The following is a 17,886-nucleotide window of genomic DNA, read 5'->3' as shown; positions in this document are numbered from 1 at the left end:
GCCGCAAAGATATTACTTTTTTTGAAAGGCTTTTTTCAGGCTAATGGTGGAAATAAGCTCAGTTAACGAAAGCACCATGGTGGACCGCACCATTTGCTGGTAACGCTGGCGTTGCATGGTCAGCAGGCTGGCATCGGCACCTTCCAGTAACACTGGCGCAGGAGGTAGTGCAGCAACACAGTGTAATTCACCAAACGGGCCGAGAATTTCGTCATCAGTAAAACTGTACTCATTGCCATCGTGGTTCAGCTCTTCACGCAGGGCAATAAGTAGTTCGCAGTCTTCATACTCCAGGCGGTTCAGTACACCCAGACCATAAATCAGCTTTAACCGTACCGCGAGATCGCCCAGCGGACCATCGCCATGCAGCAAGGGTTCCACCGCGTATTTCACAGCATAATCGTCTTTGCGAAAGACCTGGAGCACCAGAATATTGACGGCTTCCGTTAATAACTCAACGGCCGCTATCAAGAAACTTCTTACGGTTTTGCCAGCATTCAGACGCTCAAGCACACGGTTTTCAAATGCCTGTGGTTCTTCCATCTTTGCCTGCATACCTGACAATCTTCCAGGGCGCGTGACCGCGCCCGTTATTTCATCTTCAGGCGTTAAATGCGGCGACGATATCATTGGCGACATCGCTGTTCGCATCGAGCCCGGAAACGTCTGCCAGGGCAGCGCGAGGGCCTTTTTCCGCCAGTAATTTTGCCAACTCCTGGGCTTGCGGGTCCTGTTCACTGTGGTAGTGCATTGCGGCTGCAATACCTTTCACCAGGTTCGGGTGGGGCAAACCATATTCCAGCGTCCCCAGCAGCGGTTTGATCAGGCGGTCACCCGCACTTAATTTACGCAATGGCTGGCGGCCAACACGTTCCACATCATCTTTCAGATACGGGTTCTCAAAACGACCAAGGATTTTCTGGATATAGGCTGCGTGTTTCTCTGCATCAAAGCCGTAACGCTTGATGAGCACCGCGCCGCTCTCTTCCATTGCGCCTTTCACAACAGCGCGGATTGCCGGGTCAAGAATGGCATCACGAATCGTCTGGTGACCCGCCATTTGACCAAGGTAGGCGGTTATAGCATGCCCGGTGTTCAGCGTGAAGAGCTTACGTTCAACAAATGCCATCAGGTTATCAGTTAATTCCATTCCTTTGATGACAGGCAGCTCGCCAACGAACTGGGTTTTGTCCACAATCCATTCGCTGAAGGTTTCAACAGTGACTTCCAGTGGGTCATTGGTGGCTTCGGAAGGGGGAACAATACGGTCCACGGCAGAGTCAACAAAGCCGATGTGGCTTTCTACCCAGGCTTTGTCCTCTCCACCCAGTGCATTGAACACATGGCCTTTCAACTGCGTGGTGCCGCGCACCATGTTTTCACAGGCGATAATGTTGAGTGGGGTATCGTTACCCTGGGTTTTACGTAACACCAGGCCTTTGGCAATAGCTGGTGCGATACGCTCCAGAATTTGTGGGCCTACCGCGGTAGTTACCAGGTCCACACTGGCAATCAGTTTCACTACATCGTCACCGATGCTACTGACGGCATCCACACCGGTAACGGTATCGATTTGCTTTTGTTCGCCAACAACATGCACCTGGTAGCTGTGGCGTGCGTTTAATGCATCCAGTACTACCTGGTTAACATCTGCGAATGTCAGGCTGATACCGGCATCTGCCAGAAGTTTGCCGATAAAGCCACGACCGATATTACCTGCGCCGAAATGTAATGCTTTCATGTGTAAACCTTCTCTAAATTATGGCTCCCGAAGAGGGCTAAGGTGAGTTACGTGAGTCAGGCATCGCCTCACCGTAACCCTCTCCTGTAAAGGAGAGGGGAGATACGTTTTTTATTGCCACCGTAGCGTAACGCCACTTCAGGCTATTATGTTGCTTTGTGCTGGCGAAGGGGTGTGCCATAGCCAGCGGTGCATCTGTTGCGCGTTTACCTGGTGTTGGCTGTTGCGCGATGCGTACTGTATGCGGCGGCGAACCACCGCATACGAGTATTACGCAGCCTGTTTGCCAGACAGCAGGTCCAGTACTTCCTGAACACTGGTGGTGGCAGCAAGGCGCTCAATCACACTCTCATCATCCAGTGCGTTGGTAAGGCTGGTGATAACCTGAATGTGCTCGTTATTGCGGGCAGCAATACCGATAACCAGACGGGCGATATCATCTTCTTCTTCACCAAAACGCACGCCTTCCGGATACTGGCAGAACACCACGCCGGTTTTCAAAACGCGGTCTTTGGCTTCTACTGTACCGTGCGGTACTGCAATAGACTCACCCAGATAAGTCGGGGTCAGTTTTTCACGTTCCAGCATGGCTTCAACGTACTCTGGCTGGACATAGCCTCCTTTCACCAGTTGTTCACCGGCAAAGCGAATGGCTTCTTCTTTGGTGGCAGCTTTGCGGCCAAGGAACACGTTGTCTGCACCCAGGCGGAACAGACCTTCTTCACTGGAGGTGAAGCTGTCTTCCAGGCTGTGCATCACTTTGGTTTCTTTCTCACTCAGGTGCTGGGATTCCAGCAAACGGTCAGTGAGGTTGGCATACAGGCTGCTGTCCAGGAAGTTAGTCAGTGAAATATGCTGTGCCTGAGGAGCCTGGCGCATAGCGCGCTCTGTCAGGTCGCGGTGCGTAATCACAATATCCACATCGTCTGGCAGGCTGTTGATTGCACAGTTGGTTACAGAAATATGGTTCAGACCAGCATTCTGCACTTTCTTACGCAACACGCCCGCGCCCATTGCGCTGGAACCCATACCGGCGTCACAGGCAACAATGATTTTGCGCACATGGCTCAGGTCGTTGCTCAGGCCTGCACCCACAGCCAGCGGCGCACCAGCACCTTTGGACTGTGCTTTCATGTCATGCATACGTGCAGTTGCTGCTTCCAGGTCGTCTTCTTCTTTCACTTTGCTGGTTTTCAGCAGAATAGAAGCAATCACGAAGGAAACGGCCATGGCGGCGAAAATCGCAGCAATGTTAGCGAAGTATGTGCCTTTCGGCGTCATTGCCAGTACCGCCAGAATGGAACCCGGAGATGCCGGAGAAACCAGGCCGCCGTGCAGCACGGTCAGTGTGAACACGCCAGTCATACCACCGAGGATAACAGCCAGCAGCAGACGCGGGTTCATCAGAACATACGGGAAATAAATTTCGTGGATACCACCCAGGAAGTGGATGATAGCAGCACCGCCAGCAGACTGTTTGGCACTACCACGGCCGAAGAACATGTACGCCAGCAGGATACCCATACCCGGGCCCGGGTTGGCTTCAATCAGGAAGAAGATAGATTTCCCGATTTCATGAGATTGCTGGATACCCAACGGTGAGAAGATACCGTGGTTGATGGCGTTGTTGAGGAACAGGATTTTTGCCGGTTCAACAAAGATGGACGCCAGCGGCAGCATGTCGTGCACGACCATGAAGTTAACGCCAGCAGCCAGCACTTTAGACAGCACTTCAACCGCCGGGCCAATGCCGAGGAACGCCAGCATTGCCAGTAACATACCAATGATACCGGCAGAGAAGTTGTTCACCAGCATTTCGAAGCCGGAACGAATCTTACCGTCTACGAAACCATCGAATTTTTTAATGCAGTAACCGCCCAACGGGCCGGCAATCATTGCACCAAGGAACATCGGAATATCGGCGCCAACAATCACGCCCATGGTGGTAATCGCACCCACCACACCACCACGCTCATTGCCCACCAAACGGCCACCGGTGTAACCAATCAACAATGGCAGCAGGTAGGAGATCATCGGCCCTACCAGTTTTGCCATAGTTTCGTTAGGCAGCCAGCCTGTCGGAATGAACAACGCAGTGATAATACCCCAGGCGATAAATGCGCCAATGTTCGGCATTACCATATTGCTGAGAAAACGACCAAAGCTTTGCACCTTGATCTTGATATCGGATGACATAGAACACCCCTTCTTCTGTTTACGCGCTGGGATTCAACCCGGGTTTTATTGTTAACTGTGTCGGCAGAGGTAAGCGCCGAATTGATTCAGTGACGCGAATCTGGCACTTCACCGCGAATCTGTCCAGTCACCGGATATTTGTGTGATCAATATCACTATTTTCCTGGGTGTGCATGGGGGTATTGAGTGATCTTGATCACAAAAAAACAGTGTAAAAAAAACACAATGCGTTAAAAATACGCAAAGTCGGCATGTAAATGTGATGTTAATCACGTTTTAATACGCGTTGTTTGTTTGTATTTTGTGATATTGATCACAATCTATTTTTTGCGGTTTTTCCTGATTGTGATCAATAGCAACCTCGTGGTATGGCCTCGCGGAACTGGGTGAAAGTAAATTACATGTTAAATTTTTTCTGCAGGGCATGCCGTGCTGCAGGGGAATAGCGTATGATTTGAGATAACGCTCACTTTTCATGATGTACTGGCATTTCACAATGCTCATTCACTGATGAGGGTTCTGCGCATGAAACTGGTCGGGAGTTACACAAGCCCTTTTGTTCGTAAAATATCGGTGCTGTTGCTGGAAAAAGGCATAGCCTTCGACTTTGTTAATGACTCGCCGTGGAATGAAAATAACCATGTTGCGCAGTCTAATCCATTAGGGAAAGTACCGGTTCTGATTGCCGATGACGGTGCCTGCTGGTTTGACTCACCGGTTATTGCCTCTTTTTTGGAGCTGACTCAAGGCGTGCCAGCCTGCATTCCATCAGACCCGTATGCGGCTTTGCAGGTGCGCCAGCTCGAAGCACTGGCCGATGGCGTCATGGATGCCGCTATTCTCTCTTTTCGTGAACAGCAGCGCCCGGCAGCACACCAACTGGAAAGTGAACTGGTGCGACAGCGGGAAAAAATACTGCGTGGGTTAGATGCACTGGATGAAGCCGCCAAAAACGGGGCATTCAATACGCAACAACTGGATGTTGCCACTATTGCTGTGGGTTGTGCGATGGGCTACCTGAATTTTCGCCGTATCGCCCCAGGCTGGTGTGTGGACCGCCCGCATCTGGTTAAATTGGTAGAGCAACTCTTTCAGCGTGACAGTTTTGCCCGCACAGAACCGCGCGTCGCTTGATCTCCACTCAGGAAACCGGGGAAATCCCCCGGTACACTTTACTTTTGTCTTTTCAATGGCACTGAACACACTATGACTCAGGATCTCCGTCAGTTATTCAGCCAGATTCCGGCTATTGACCGCTTACTGCATGACCCGCAGATTATTCCGTTGGTGGAGCGGTTTGGGCACACGCAAGTGGTGAATGCACTGCGTGAACGGGTACAGCAGGCCCGGCAATCCATTCTTCAGGAGCAGGTGTTACCTGCCTGGGCACAAAATTGGTCCACTGCCGTAGCGCAATACCTTGAGCAGGCAGGCCAGCCTGCTATTCGCCGCGTATTTAACCTGACAGGCACTGTGCTGCACACCAACCTGGGGCGCGCATTACAGGCCGAAGCGGCAGTACATGCCGTGTGTGATGCCATGCGCTACCCGGTGACGCTGGAGTACAGCCTGGATGGCGCGGGCCGCGGGCACCGGGACCAGGCGGTGGCCGGTTTGCTCTGCCAGCTCACTGGCGCGGAAGATGCCTGTGTGGTCAATAACAATGCCGCTGCGGTGCTACTTATGCTGGCGGCGACCGCCGCAGGGAAAGAAGTGGTGGTGTCTCGTGGGGAACTGGTCGAAATCGGCGGGGCTTTCCGTATCCCCGACGTTATGCGCCAGGCCGGATGCCAGTTGGTGGAAGTGGGGACAACCAACCGTACCCACAGCAAGGATTACCGCCAGGCTGTGACAGAAAACACCGCATTATTAATGAAAGTGCACACCAGTAACTACCAGGTGATGGGCTTTACTGCCAGTGTCAGCGAAGCGCAACTGGTGGCGGAAGCTCAAGCGTACGGCATTCCGGTGGTCACTGATCTTGGCAGTGGTTCGCTGGTGGATATGCGTACCTGTGGTTTACCGCCAGAGCCGATGCCACAGCAACTGATTGCCGATGGGGTTAGCCTGGTGAGCTTCTCAGGCGATAAACTGCTCGGCGGGCCACAGGCCGGGATTATTGTCGGCAAGAAAGAACTGATTACAAAAATCCAGCAACACCCGCTTAAACGCGCCTTGCGTGCCGATAAAATGACGCTTGCCGCTCTGGAAGCCACCCTGCGTTTGTATCTGCAACCCGAAACGTTGTTCGAGAATTTACCTACCCTGCGTTTGCTGCACCGTGATGCGGCGGCGATCCATGAACAGGCGCAGCGCCTGCTACCTGCACTGGCGGCTCATTACAGCCCGGCGTTTACTGTGGCGGTACAGCCTTGCCTGTCTCAGCCCGGGAGTGGTGCTTTGCCAGTAGATTCCCTGCCCAGTGCCGCACTGACTTTCACCCCGGTTTCCGGGCAGGGTAGTGAGCTGGAAGCACTGGCTGCGCGTTGGCGTGGGTTACCGGTGCCGGTAATTGGGCGCATTGCTGGTGGCGGGCTGTGGCTGGATTTGCGTTGCCTGGAAGATGAAGCAGGATTACTGGAGATGCTACTGCAATGATTATTGCCACTGCGGGCCATGTTGACCATGGGAAAACCTCGCTGATTCAGGCGTTGACCGGGGTGAATGCCGACCGTCTGCCTGAAGAAAAACAGCGCGGCATGACAATCGACCTGGGTTTTGCCTACTGGCCGCAACCCGATGGCCGCGTGATTGGGTTTATTGATGTGCCGGGGCACGAAAAATTCCTGGCGAATATGCTGGCAGGTGTGGGCGGTATCGACCATGCCTTGCTGGTGGTCGCCTGCGATGATGGCGTTATGGCGCAAACCCGGGAGCACCTGGCGATTTTACAACTGACCGGGCAGCCCGGTTTAACTGTAGTGCTGACGAAATCAGACCGGGTAAGTGCTGAGCGTATTGAAGATGTGCGTGAAAGTGTGCACCACTTGTTGCTGGCTTACGGCTGGCATGAAGCACAATTTTTTGTCACTTCAGTATCGGATGGCACTGGTATTGATGCGTTACGCGAGCATTTACTGGCTTGTGAAGAACAGTCTCACCGCACGGCCTGGCGCTTTCGCCTGGCCATCGACCGGGCGTTTACCGTTAAAGGTGCTGGCCTGGTGGTAACGGGCACTGCGCTGTCGGGCGCGGTACAGGTTGGTGATACGTTGTGGCTGGCAGGTGCAGATAAACCCATGCGTGTACGTGGGCTGCATGCGCAAAACCAGCCGGTGCAACAGGCTACTGCCGGGCAGCGTATTGCGCTGAACCTGAGTGGCGACGCGCAGAAAGCAGATATCAGCCGTGGCGACTGGTTACTGGAGCACAGCCCGCCGGGCCCGGGCGCTGAGCGTGTTATTGTTACGCTGAGGTGCCACAGCCCGCTCCAGCAGTGGCAACCTCTGCATATTTACCACGGTGCCAGTCATATCACCGGGCGGGTTTCGGTACTGGAAGACGGCCTGGCCGAATTGGTGCTGGACACACCGCTGTTGCTGGCAGACAACGATGACCTGGTGTTGCGGGATATCAGCGCCCGGCAAACCCTGGCCGGGGCACGCGTCTTGCTGCTTAACTCACCCAAACGCGGTAAGCGCCAGCCTGAGTTTCTTGCCTGGCTGAAGCAACTGGCCCGCTGCGAGGACGATGAATCCGTACTAAGGTGCCACCTGCAACGCCATGCTGTCTCACTGGCTGATTTCGCCTGGGCGCGGCAATTGCGCGAGCCTGAAATTACCCAACTGGCACAAGGTACGGCTTTGTGTGTGGAAGGCCAGGTGGTGGGTAGTGGGCTTGCCCGCCGCTGGCAGGAAAAACTGCTGGCAACGCTTGCCGAGTACCACCAAAACCATGACGACCAGCCCGGCCCCGGGCGCGAGCGCTTGCGCCGTATGGCTTTGCCCACAGAGCACGAAGGCCTGGTACTGGGGCTGATTGAACAACTACGCCAGCAAGGTGAGGTTGTCAGCCGCCAGGGCTGGCTGCATTTACCGGGGCATGAACCTGGATTTTCTCCGGCAGCCGAAGCTATCTGGCATAAAGTGGAAGGGTGGTTTGCCGATGACCCCTGGTGGGTGCGCGACCTGGCAAAAAAAGCGGGCGAGGATGAACAAACCATGCGCCAGGTACTGCGCCAGGCGGCACAATTCGGGCTGATCACGGCGATTGTGAAAGATCGTTACTATCGTCAGGAGCGTATTCAGCAGTTTGCTGATCTGATCCGCGCGCTTGATCCCGAAAACGGCTCCACCAGTGCGGCGGATTTCCGCGATCAACTGGGTATTGGCCGCAAACTGGCGGTGCAAATCCTGGAATATTTCGACCGCACCGGCTTCACCCGCCGCCGGGGCAACGACCATTTACTGCGCGACCGGAATTTGTTTCAGGCACCTCCTGCCAGCTAATTTCTCCTCTCATATCACAAACCCACGGAATTTTTTCCGTGGGCATTTTAGGACTGGTTCCACATAATTTCGGTTAAATTCCGCTCGGTTTTCTGTGATGATTATGCCCAATTAACAACATGGAAAATAAGGGAATTATTAAATGGATATTCGTGAGCAGATCATGAGTACTATTGCTGCCAGTAAAGAAGCAGCAGCGGTACCAACCGGGTGCAAAGCCTGTGAACGCAAAGGTATACCTCTTTTCCCACTGCGTGTGGCCGCTGTACCAAAAGGCCTGGTGTCATCAAGCTGGTCCCCGCCTGTTCTTCCCCGGCCAGTTGAGTTATCTGGGGGCGAATTTAAGTATGCTTTGCGGACATTGCGCATGGGGTTTTTGTATGTCCTGCTCGATAAATGCGCCTGGCAGGGGTATGAGGTAACAGCAGATTGCTGCATGCGCTATTTCAACCCCTATGATTCCCGCCCTTCTAACTATGTTGAGCCCTTGTCACCACGGTGCCATACCATAAACCATGACATCAAAACCCGCTTTATCCACATCGATAACAGTTTGTTCAGTGAGGTCTGGCTGGCATTCAGTAGTGATCCATGGAGTAAAGAGGTACTGGAGGGCTATAAAAGTGGTCGCCTGCCGGGTGACCGTTTTACAAAACTGACGGTGTCCAAAGACGGTACAGTACAGGCTGAAGGTGGCCTGGTTGTAGACAGCTCTCTCAGTGCCCTGACAAACAATGTGGCAGAGTTTGCGACGGATTTTTTCCCCAATGTCGCCTGGATGGGAGATGAACTGACCGGGGGAGCCCATGGTTTTCATTCCCTGAAAAACAGAGAAAAACTTTCCTGGATGGGCAAGTATATCAGTGCGTTGGGTTCTCAATACCGTTGTGAGGTCATGGCTGTCCCCATGAACGACCCGGTAGGTATTGTGGAAGAGCTGAACATTGGCCGGTTACATATTTCCGAAGCTCGCGATGCCTATCTGCAACAACCGGGCGTTTTTCATCAGGCGCTGGTATCCGGCGCGATAGCCTGGACGATGAAATCAATACAGAAAAATGCAGAAGCGAGCAGTCAACCCCTGTTTGAACGGCCATCGTCTGGCTACCCCATGGCATTTACCCAGACCAAAACTCAGGAGCAGGTGGCTGAGGACGCCACTGCCCGGCAATACAGCCGCCTGCAGCAAAGCTATGATGAAGAAAAACGTGTTCAGTTTCAGCAGGAACACGACCGCGTTTTGGGCCGTTTCAGCCAGAAGATTGAAGCCATTGGTAAAGATTTAGCTGCCTGGTACCGCAATACTGGCTGGCTGGCGATGATTAATAATGATTATACCCCCGATGTCAGTACAGACAGTTGGGTATGCCAGTTTGCGACTGTTACCGCCTGTATTCAGGGGGGGCGCAATGGACAGCTCAACAAGGGAGGTATGGTTAGAGTGGCTTGAAGATGAAAGTGGCACGGCCCCCGCTTACTCAGGCATGACAGGGTTACACTCTTCTGCTATTGCACCAATTTTGAGTGCCTCACCAGACAACCCATTCGACGCTTATGGGCATTTGAAAACAGTGCTGGGGTCCAGAGAGCTTGCCAGAGCTATGGAGTCTAAATCAGTCCAGGCATTGTGGGTTTCCAGAATGGCAGCACTTACCAGTAGCGCCATAACGCTGTCTGAAAGTATGGGCCCGGAGGCGCATGCTCGTTACAGCAAGATGCTTCAGGCTGGCCTGTATAACTCCACGGGGAACACCATCACGCTGTTTGAAACCAAAACCACCGTTGGCAAATTGCAGGAGATGATTCGCAGAGATGTGAATGCGATGAATGCTGCTTCTGCTGCAGTGAACTCCCAGGTATTGACCGGGGAATTACAGCGTTCTGCCAGCAAGGTAACGACTTCAACTACCGGTTATATCATGGGGTTCACTGACCCACATGATTTGGCGCGCGAAGTCACCGTGCGTATGAGCACTCTGAGAACACCAGAAGAACTGCGCGCGGCCATGGTAAGCACACCGGCATCGGGCCAAATTCCTTCCTCCATGACGATGCCAGGTAACCCATTGGCGCGAAGCCATTATTCAAATGTCGTGGTATCTGATGTTTCTCTGTATGGCCAGGGCCAGCAACACCGCATGGTTGGCCATCTGAGCAGTGAGATGATTGACACGATTCTGGATGAAAATGCCCGGCGTTTTGCTGGCGGGCAGGCCATAGGGCTGGTGCTCTCGTTTTTTATGTTCGCCTTTCAGATACACAACTTGCGCAACAATCTCGCCAGCCTGAACACAGCCTTTGGCGACCAACAATCTGCGCAATTCAAGGCTATCGCCACTGGGTTGATGATGATGGGGGCGGCCAGTGAAGTCGCTGGCTTTGGCCGGGTGCTGATGAATAAAAAAAGCTGGGCGATACTGAGCCCCAATTATGTGCATCCATTGGTTAAGTTGGGAGGGATGATTGCGGGAGGGGCGGCTATGGTGGAAGGGGTCAGGCTTATAATTCAGGGAAGCAATAGTTATAAACAAGGCGGTTCCCAGACAGCGATAGGCTACTTTTTTGCTGGTGGGCTGACAGTTACAGGAGGGGCAATTGGAGCATGGTCTGGATATATTGGCAGCACAGCGTTGTTGGGGCCTGTGGGAATTGCCGCTTTGTTAATTATTACCGGGGCGCTTATTACCCTGGAGGCAGACAGTCAGCGTAGTAACCCACTGGAAGTCTGGCTACGGCGTTGCTGTTTTGGCCGCCCGCGGGGCAGCGATTATCGCTGGCATGCCCGCAGTGAGCAGGATATGGCAGAGTGTATGGACGCCTTTTACGCCATTGTCAAAGGTATGGTGGCAGAAGTGGGGTTTCGCGGGCTGCATGTTAACCAGTATGGGGAACATCTCACCCGGCTGCAGGTCCGGCTGTTACTGCCCGGAGGGAGTGAAGAGCACTCTGCCTGGCAGGTTAACCTGGTGGCGAAAGAGAAAACCGGGCACGAGGTGGTTATGTTCACAGAAAACCACAATGTTCCGGACCAGGCGAATACGCGCCAGGCCGGGGGGATCCACCAGGATGGGGTCTACCGGCGCACTCCCGGGGAAAATAGCCTGGCAATAGAAATACATTTGTGGGTGAACCCCGGGCGTTATCAACAGGCAATTCTGCGGGTGGCGTACTGGCCACATAAATACAACCGGCATGACCAGTTAGGGCTGGTTGTTGAAGCATAGTGATTACTCAATATGGCATACAGGAGGGAACCATGAGCCAGAAATCGCCGTCACGCCAGCGTCGCCGTAAGGCGCACCAACAACCACCAGGCCCGCCACCTGCCGCGCGGCCACCTTATACCATTTATGACCCGGGCTTTTCGCGGTTAAAACCCCAGTCTGAGTACTGGGAAGAAGACCTGCCGGAGCCGGGTGAGCAGCCAATGGCATCCCCCCGGCTGATCCGGCTCAGCGAGCTGAATGATACCTGGATGGAGATCCCACGTTATGAGGATAGAATTTCCTGGTGGGGGGCCTGGGTATTGCTTCCAGTATGTTTTGCGCTGATATGGTTTTTTCTTGACCTTATGATTAACTTCAGTGCAGAACCGAGTTTTGGTCTTATCATTTTTTTGGCATTTAGCTTTGGACTCTATCTTTTCCGAATGGCAGTTTTTGCCCCCCGGGGAAAGCCTGTCCGGCTTAACCGTAAGCGGCAGAAAGTGTATGTCTATGAGCATAAACGGGGCTGGCCCTGGTTCCCCTGGCGCACCACCATCAAGGTGTTCGACTGGGCGGATGTGCGCGGCGAACTGATACGGCGCAGCGATATCTATGCCTCGGGTTATGAGCTGTCCTGCGCAGTCTGTAAACCCGGTACTTACGAGGTGGTGGACCGGTTTTCACTGAATTTTCTGGCTGGCAGTATTCCGCTGAAAAGTGTGTGGAGCCACTGCTGCATGTACATGCAGGGCAGAAGAGTACCGGCGACGCCGGTTATCAGGCATGTGCCGGCGAGCTGGACGCCGGTAAACACCATCCGCTGGCCGGAAGCGCTGGACCGCGAATCCACCACGGCACCGGGTGAATAACCGGCCGCCACAAATTGTCACCACAGGGATATTTCAGCATTAACTGGAGGGAACCATGAGCCATATAACTAAGGTGCAGAAAAAGCGCCTTAAGCCATACAGTGATCCAAACCGGAAACCCAACACATTATTTGACCCAGGGTTTTCGCGATTAAAACCGTCGCTTGATTATTGGGAAGAGGATCTTCCGGATCCTCGTGGGGAGATCCAAAATATCCCATGGATTGTTCAGGTGGATGGATTGAATGATACGTGGATGGAGCTGCCTCGTTACCAAACTAAAACCTGCCCGCGGGGGTTGTGTATTGCATTCTCTCTGATTGCCATTCCACTGTCAGGGATGTTCTGGCAACTCCTTGGCACGAACTATAACCCCTTCGTGATGGTGGTGATGCTCGCTATGTTGGTTATTGTTGTATTTAACACGCGCACCATGGCCTTTCCTCTTCGCAGCACACCTGTCAGGTTCAACCGTAAACGCCAGAAAGTCTATATCTATGAATATGAAAATGATCATGATCTTACACGGATTTCAGGCCCTTCGACTATCCGGGTAGTTGACTGGGCAGATGTGCAAGGGGAACTGGTGTACCGGCAGGGGATTTTTTTCTCGGGTTATGAGCTTTCTTGTGCAATCTGTAAACCAGGAACCTTTCATGTGGTTGAACGTTTCCCATTGAGATATCAGGGAGAAAAACATGAACTCCACCGTTTTTGGAGCTACTGCTGTTACTACATGCAGGGAAACGAATTACTGTATACGCAAGAGATACCCGCGATAACACGCAAAGTGAAACCTATGGATAATATTCACTGGCCGGAAGACATGGAAAGAGAATCCACTACCGCACCAGGCGATGAATGTTGAATAACAAAACCCCGCCAGCCAGCGCCTGCGGGGTTTTTTTATTACGGCAATACTGCGGCAGTTATGTACAAAAATCACGCCGGGCCGGGAGCCTCATTTACCCAGACACGCATTTCCCCTTCGCCACGGTTAGCCCAGGCGAACCAGGGGATGAAGGTCAGTGTTTGGGGAACAGGTGTGGCCGGGTGTGCATCATAGCGCCACAGGGCCTGTTTTTCGGGTTGATTTGCCTGGTAGCGCAGCCCTTCTGCCTGCAAAAGTACTTTATGTGCCAGGCTCGCAGTGCCATCCAGCAGGCGCGGTACGGCGTTTTCTGGCAACCACAGGTTATGCAGTTGTGCGCCGTTATCCGCTTCCTCCAGGCAATACACCACCGGCCCGCGTTGCAGGGCGACTTTCCCGGCCTGGTGGCGCACCAGAGGGTTGCCGTAAACACGCCGTACTGGCATGGGCAGTGTAAGGCACAGCGTGTCGCCTTCCCGCCAGGTGCGTTGCAGGTGCAGGTAGCCGCGCACGACATCGCCCTGAACCGGCTGGCCGTTAAGTGTTACGGAAGGTGACGGGCACCAGTCTGGCAGGCGTAAAGCAAGGGTGTGTGTGACGGGCTCTGGTGAAAGTACAGACAGTGTTACCTGTTCATCCCAGGGGTAGTTGCCGCTCATCCGCAAGCGCAGCCCGGCTGTACCGGCAACCAGCTCTGCCTCGTTGCCCACGTATAAATTCACATACAGCGCATCGCTGCGTGGTGTGTAGATATAGTGGCCAAGAGAGGTTAACAGGCGGGCGATATTTGGCGGACAACAGGCGCACCCGAACCAGCGTTGGCGCACCGGTTTAATATGGTCGTAAACATGGTTAAACGGCACCGCTTTGGGTTGCACTTCCAGCGGGTTTACATAGAAAAAGTGCTTGCCGTCCAGCGCCATACCGCCCAGCACCGTGTTATACAGCGCCCGCTCCATGGCATCGCCGTACTGGCTGTCGGCTTCCATTTCCAGCATACGGCGGGCAAACATCATCAGGCCGATAGACGCACAGCTTTCGGCATAGACCGTGTCGTTGGGTAAGTCGTAATCGCTGCTGAATGCTTCACCGCTGGACTGGGAACCAATACCGCCCGTGATATACATCTGGCGCTGTGCCATATCCTGCCACAGGCGCAGGCAGGACTGGCGCAGGGTTTCATCTTCGCTCAGGCGCGCCAGGTGAGCAACGCCGGTCATCAGGTAGACAAAGCGCACAGCGTGGCCGGTTGCCTGGTTTTGTTCCACCAGGGGAAGGTGTGCCTGGCTGTAGGCTTTATCTTTTACCATCCACGCCGGGCCATAGGTATTCCAGTACGATGTTTTACCGCGCTTTTCATACTCTTCATCGTAATAGTGTGGTGACTGGCCGCGCTGGGTGACAAAGAAATGAGTCAGCTCGCGGTAGCGGGGCTCCTGGGTGACATCGAACAGGCGCATTAACGCCAGTTCAATTTCCGGGTGCCCGGGGTAGCCCTGCAACTGGTTCTCTCCCGGGCCAAACACATGGTCGATATGGTCAGCAAGGCGGCAGACAACGTCCAACAAGCGGCGTTTGCCAGTGGCCTGAAAGAAAGCCACGCCAGCTTCAATCATATGCCCGGCACAATATAACTCATGGCATTCCGCCAGGTTCGACCAGCGCTGTTCCGGTGCTTTGACGGTGAACCAGGTATTCAGGTAGCCGTCTTCGCACTGGGCGGCGGCGACCAGCTCAATTACGCCATCGGCAATGTGTTCCAGTTCAGCATCGAGTTTCTGGCACAAAGACCAGGCAACGGCCTCCAGCCACTTGGCGACATCGCTGTCCTGGAACACCATGCCGTAAAATTCACCAGTTTGCTGGCCTGCCGCGATGCGAAAGTTTTCAATAGCATGGCTGGGCTCGGTATCCGGAATGCGGTCGTTCAGGGCATCCCACTGGTAAGGGATAACCACGTCACGTACCAGGCGCTGGTACTGGCCCAAAAATGTGTCCGTAATCTTCAGGCGGTGTAAATCGACATCAAAAACAACATGCTGAGTCATAACAACCTCTTCAGGATGTGTGTACATGGCGTTGGCGTAAATCGGTTGCGATAGTCGCCATCATGGGGTTATTGAGGCGGCACTTGCGCAGGGCGAGAGCCAGTAACAGGTGAAAAACGGCAGGTAACAGGCTTTCAAGGGCGGTAATACCCTGCAGTGAGGCGGCGGTCTGGTTTTCCATGCCGGGTTTGTAAGCCACAAAGATAAACACCAGGCTGATGATACCGGCACTGGCAGCCCAGGCCAGTTTGATGAAAAACAGGTTGAAAGCGAAGTTCATACCTGAAGAACGCACACCGGTTTTCCATTCACCGTAGTCGTCGGCGAATGCCATGATGGAAAAGTGCAGAGGAAGCGTGAAACCAAGAATAATACCGTTACTGAGAATAATACCGAGCCACAACGTCTGCCATTGTGGGCCGGTGGGCAGAAACCACATGCCCGCGGCACAGGCGGCCAGCACCAGGTTGGTGTAGTAGTAGAGTTTTACTGTATCAATACGGCGGGCAAGTGGGTTCACCAGAATGGCACCGAGAACAGACGCCAGGGTCACCATAGTGAAAAACAGCGAAGCAAAAGCGGCGCTACCGTGCAGGACATAGGTAATAAAATACATATAGCCGCCGCCGCGCAGGTTAAATACGTTGATAAGCAGGAATGACATCACCAGCATCAGTAATAACTGGTCATTTTTGCGCAACCCGGCCAGGTGTTCCCGCAGGCTGAATTTGCCCATCAACGCCAGTGGTACACGCTCACGCACCCAGAAAAAGCAGCACAGGAACATTACCACCGCGATACCACACAGCAGGCCAACCCCAAGCTGGTAACCTTTGGCAGCATTGCCTGCGCCCAGTTCGGCAACCAGCCACGGCAGCCCGACAGACACCAGAAAACCTGCCACGCCGCACAGAATAAAGCGCCAGGACTGGCAGGAAATCACTTCATCATGGCGGGTGGTCATGGTGTTGATAAGCGCGCAGTACGGCACGTTAATGGCGGTGTAACCGACAGATAGCATAAGATAAGTGCCGAACGCCCAGGCTATTTTCATGGTCATGCTGACATCCGGTACGGTGAACGTCAGCACCCCAATAATGCCGATGGGCAGGGCAACCCACAGTTGCCACGGGCGGAACCGGCCCCAGCGGCTTTGCGTGCGGTCTGCCAGAATGCCCATGATGGGGTCGGACACCGCATCAAAAATCCGCAGGCCAATAAATAGCGTACCGACAATTGCCGGGGTCAGGCCGAAGACATCGGTGTAGAAAAAGGTCAGAAAGTTCATGATAAGGCAGGTAATAACTGTCCCGCCGGCATCGCCCAGGCCATAACCGATTTTCTCCCGCAGGGATAATTTCGTGTCAGTGCGCTGAGTGACAATGTCTGTTTGTGATATAGGGGTAGAGGTCATGGTTAACGCCTCGCAGTGTTGCGTTGTCTGTACCCGAAACGAAACCGCTAATAAGCCGGGCTTTGGTTGTTGTTTGCGCAAACACTTTTTATTTTGCACAAGGTTGCCTGACCAACAAGACAAGAGAAAAGTATAAAAAGATGACGATTCCGACCTGGTGAAAATTTTGTGAAGAGGATCGATTCTTGAGAAAAATAAATACTGCTGACAGCAACACTCTGCATAATCAGAGGTGGTGAAGTGGGTGGGTGTTTATTTATATGATTGATTTTAATCTTTCTTTTCCCTTATCTGTACAAAATGGTGGTGTGTTTATTTCCCGTGGAGTGGGAATTCACCCGGAAAGAACACTGACTTCATGGGAAGTGATTTTTGTGGAAAAAGGGACACTTACGATCCAGGAAGACCATAAAGTTTTTGAGGTTAGCGAAGGTGAAAGCCTGGTGTTGTACCCACACCGCAGGCATCGGGGTGTAGGGGTGTTCCCGCCAGATTTAAAATTCTATTGGGTGCATTTTGATGTCCATGATGTGCCTGCTTCTGTTGGGTTGCCACAGGCGAAAATTTCACTCCCCCAACACAGCAAGGTTCCCGACCCTGAACAAGTGATAACCTTGTTTCGCCAGTTTCTTGCTGAGCAGGAAAACATCACCCGCAGTTGTGCGCTTGAGCTGCTATTGCTGCTGATTTTGCAAAAGATCTCCCTGACTGCACCCGCCCGGGATGCACAGACCCGCAGTGGTATTGCTCTGGCCTGGCGGGCACAACAATGCATCCGTACCCAGTATCACCAGGCTATTTCCACTTCATCACTGGCGCAAAACCTGCACTGTAGCGCGGATTATCTGGGAAGGGTTTACCGGCGCGTGTTCCACCTGACAATTACAGACGCCATCCACCGCCAGCGGGTAGTCGCTGCGCAAAAACTCCTGCTCAGTGATTCACTGGCGCTGGTGGAAGTGGCAACACGGTGTGGGTTTCAGGATGTGGGGTATTTCCGGCAAATTTTTCGCAAACAAACGGGCCTGACCCCTGCCGCCTGGCAGCGCCGTTACTGCAAAGAACATATCAATTCCGACTGATTTCCCGGCAT

The 17,886-nt window shown here is 53.4% G+C and carries 13 protein-coding genes; 8 read left to right on the top strand and 5 right to left on the bottom strand.

All coding sequences use genetic code 11. The features are described from left to right. Nucleotides 1–12: 12 nt before the first annotated feature. The 3 genes from mtlR to DES37_RS16670 all read right to left on the bottom strand — a co-directional run bounded on the left by mtlR (nucleotide 13) and on the right by DES37_RS16670 (nucleotide 3,937). Nucleotides 13–630, bottom strand: a complete 618-nt coding sequence (mtlR, locus tag DES37_RS16680) for a mannitol operon repressor MtlR (protein WP_170123787.1) — start codon at nucleotides 628–630, stop codon at nucleotides 13–15. Then, nucleotides 602–1,741 carry a mannitol-1-phosphate 5-dehydrogenase gene (gene mtlD / locus DES37_RS16675; protein ID WP_110026899.1) on the bottom strand — a complete coding sequence of 380 codons (1,140 nt, stop codon included), beginning with the start codon at nucleotides 1,739–1,741 and terminating at the stop codon, nucleotides 602–604. The genes mtlR and mtlD overlap by 29 nt, the downstream gene beginning before the upstream one ends. Before the next feature lie 270 nt (nucleotides 1,742–2,011). Then, nucleotides 2,012–3,937 carry a PTS mannitol transporter subunit IICBA gene (locus DES37_RS16670; RefSeq protein ID WP_110026898.1) on the bottom strand — a complete coding sequence of 642 codons (1,926 nt, stop codon included), beginning with the start codon at nucleotides 3,935–3,937 and terminating at the stop codon, nucleotides 2,012–2,014. A 525-nt stretch (nucleotides 3,938–4,462) separates the two neighbouring features. Here DES37_RS16670 and DES37_RS16665 point away from each other — a divergent pair. The 7 genes from DES37_RS16665 to DES37_RS16635 all read left to right on the top strand — a co-directional run bounded on the left by DES37_RS16665 (nucleotide 4,463) and on the right by DES37_RS16635 (nucleotide 13,328). Next, nucleotides 4,463–5,071: a glutathione S-transferase gene (locus DES37_RS16665; RefSeq protein WP_036107041.1), complete on the top strand. Its 609-nt coding sequence runs from the start codon at nucleotides 4,463–4,465 to the stop codon at nucleotides 5,069–5,071. A 72-nt stretch (nucleotides 5,072–5,143) separates the two neighbouring features. Beyond that, on the top strand, nucleotides 5,144–6,535 hold the full coding sequence (gene selA / locus DES37_RS16660; RefSeq protein WP_110026896.1) for an L-seryl-tRNA(Sec) selenium transferase: 1,392 nt from the start codon (nucleotides 5,144–5,146) through the stop codon (nucleotides 6,533–6,535). Further along, the gene (selB, locus tag DES37_RS16655) at nucleotides 6,532–8,385 is read left to right on the top strand and encodes a selenocysteine-specific translation elongation factor (protein WP_110026894.1); all 1,854 of its coding nucleotides are present in this window, start codon (nucleotides 6,532–6,534) and stop codon (nucleotides 8,383–8,385) included. The genes selA and selB overlap by 4 nt, the downstream gene beginning before the upstream one ends. Before the next feature lie 142 nt (nucleotides 8,386–8,527). Next, nucleotides 8,528–9,835, top strand: a complete 1,308-nt coding sequence (locus tag DES37_RS16650) for a T6SS effector BTH_I2691 family protein (protein ID WP_110026893.1) — start codon at nucleotides 8,528–8,530, stop codon at nucleotides 9,833–9,835. Next, a complete protein-coding gene (locus tag DES37_RS16645) occupies nucleotides 9,795–11,609 on the top strand; it encodes a hypothetical protein (protein WP_110026891.1) in 1,815 nt (604 codons plus the stop codon). Before DES37_RS16650 ends, DES37_RS16645 begins: the two co-directional genes overlap by 41 nt. 32 nt (nucleotides 11,610–11,641) lie before the next feature. After that, nucleotides 11,642–12,460 (top strand): DUF6708 domain-containing protein, encoded by an 819-nt coding sequence (locus DES37_RS16640; RefSeq protein WP_245930115.1) that lies wholly within the window; start codon nucleotides 11,642–11,644, stop codon nucleotides 12,458–12,460. Between the two features lie 55 nt (nucleotides 12,461–12,515). After that, nucleotides 12,516–13,328, top strand: a complete 813-nt coding sequence (locus DES37_RS16635) for a DUF6708 domain-containing protein (protein ID WP_110026889.1) — start codon at nucleotides 12,516–12,518, stop codon at nucleotides 13,326–13,328. Nucleotides 13,329–13,402: 74 nt separating this feature from the next. Here the strand turns inward: DES37_RS16635 and DES37_RS16630 are convergent, their stop codons facing one another. Beyond that, nucleotides 13,403–15,379 carry a glycoside hydrolase family 127 protein gene (locus tag DES37_RS16630; RefSeq protein WP_110026887.1) on the bottom strand — a complete coding sequence of 659 codons (1,977 nt, stop codon included), beginning with the start codon at nucleotides 15,377–15,379 and terminating at the stop codon, nucleotides 13,403–13,405. Nucleotides 15,380–15,389: 10 nt separating this feature from the next. Continuing rightward, on the bottom strand, nucleotides 15,390–16,793 hold the full coding sequence (locus tag DES37_RS16625; protein ID WP_110026885.1) for an MFS transporter: 1,404 nt from the start codon (nucleotides 16,791–16,793) through the stop codon (nucleotides 15,390–15,392). A 260-nt stretch (nucleotides 16,794–17,053) separates the two neighbouring features. Here DES37_RS16625 and DES37_RS16620 point away from each other — a divergent pair, with 260 nt between their 5' ends. Beyond that, nucleotides 17,054–17,875 (top strand): AraC family transcriptional regulator, encoded by an 822-nt coding sequence (locus DES37_RS16620; protein WP_036107054.1) that lies wholly within the window; start codon nucleotides 17,054–17,056, stop codon nucleotides 17,873–17,875. The last annotated feature ends 11 nt before the right edge of the window (nucleotides 17,876–17,886 follow it).

This window comes from Mangrovibacter plantisponsor, from assembly GCF_003182475.1.
GTDB classification, from domain to species: domain Bacteria; phylum Pseudomonadota; class Gammaproteobacteria; order Enterobacterales; family Enterobacteriaceae; genus Mangrovibacter; species Mangrovibacter plantisponsor.
Note: the sequence above shows the minus strand (reverse complement) of the source record. Positions and strands in the feature narration are given on the sequence as shown.

Coding starts and splice junctions, on each gene's coding strand:
- mtlR (WP_170123787.1), bottom strand. CDS start 630: ATGATATCGTCGCCGCATTTAACGCCTGAAGATGAAATAACGGGCGCG.
- mtlD (WP_110026899.1), bottom strand. CDS start 1,741: ATGAAAGCATTACATTTCGGCGCAGGTAATATCGGTCGTGGCTTTATC.
- DES37_RS16670 (WP_110026898.1), bottom strand. CDS start 3,937: ATGTCATCCGATATCAAGATCAAGGTGCAAAGCTTTGGTCGTTTTCTC.
- DES37_RS16665 (WP_036107041.1), top strand. CDS start 4,463: ATGAAACTGGTCGGGAGTTACACAAGCCCTTTTGTTCGTAAAATATCG.
- selA (WP_110026896.1), top strand. CDS start 5,144: ATGACTCAGGATCTCCGTCAGTTATTCAGCCAGATTCCGGCTATTGAC.
- selB (WP_110026894.1), top strand. CDS start 6,532: ATGATTATTGCCACTGCGGGCCATGTTGACCATGGGAAAACCTCGCTG.
- DES37_RS16650 (WP_110026893.1), top strand. CDS start 8,528: ATGGATATTCGTGAGCAGATCATGAGTACTATTGCTGCCAGTAAAGAA.
- DES37_RS16645 (WP_110026891.1), top strand. CDS start 9,795: ATGGACAGCTCAACAAGGGAGGTATGGTTAGAGTGGCTTGAAGATGAA.
- DES37_RS16640 (WP_245930115.1), top strand. CDS start 11,642: ATGAGCCAGAAATCGCCGTCACGCCAGCGTCGCCGTAAGGCGCACCAA.
- DES37_RS16635 (WP_110026889.1), top strand. CDS start 12,516: ATGAGCCATATAACTAAGGTGCAGAAAAAGCGCCTTAAGCCATACAGT.
- DES37_RS16630 (WP_110026887.1), bottom strand. CDS start 15,379: ATGACTCAGCATGTTGTTTTTGATGTCGATTTACACCGCCTGAAGATT.
- DES37_RS16625 (WP_110026885.1), bottom strand. CDS start 16,793: ATGACCTCTACCCCTATATCACAAACAGACATTGTCACTCAGCGCACT.
- DES37_RS16620 (WP_036107054.1), top strand. CDS start 17,054: ATGATTGATTTTAATCTTTCTTTTCCCTTATCTGTACAAAATGGTGGT.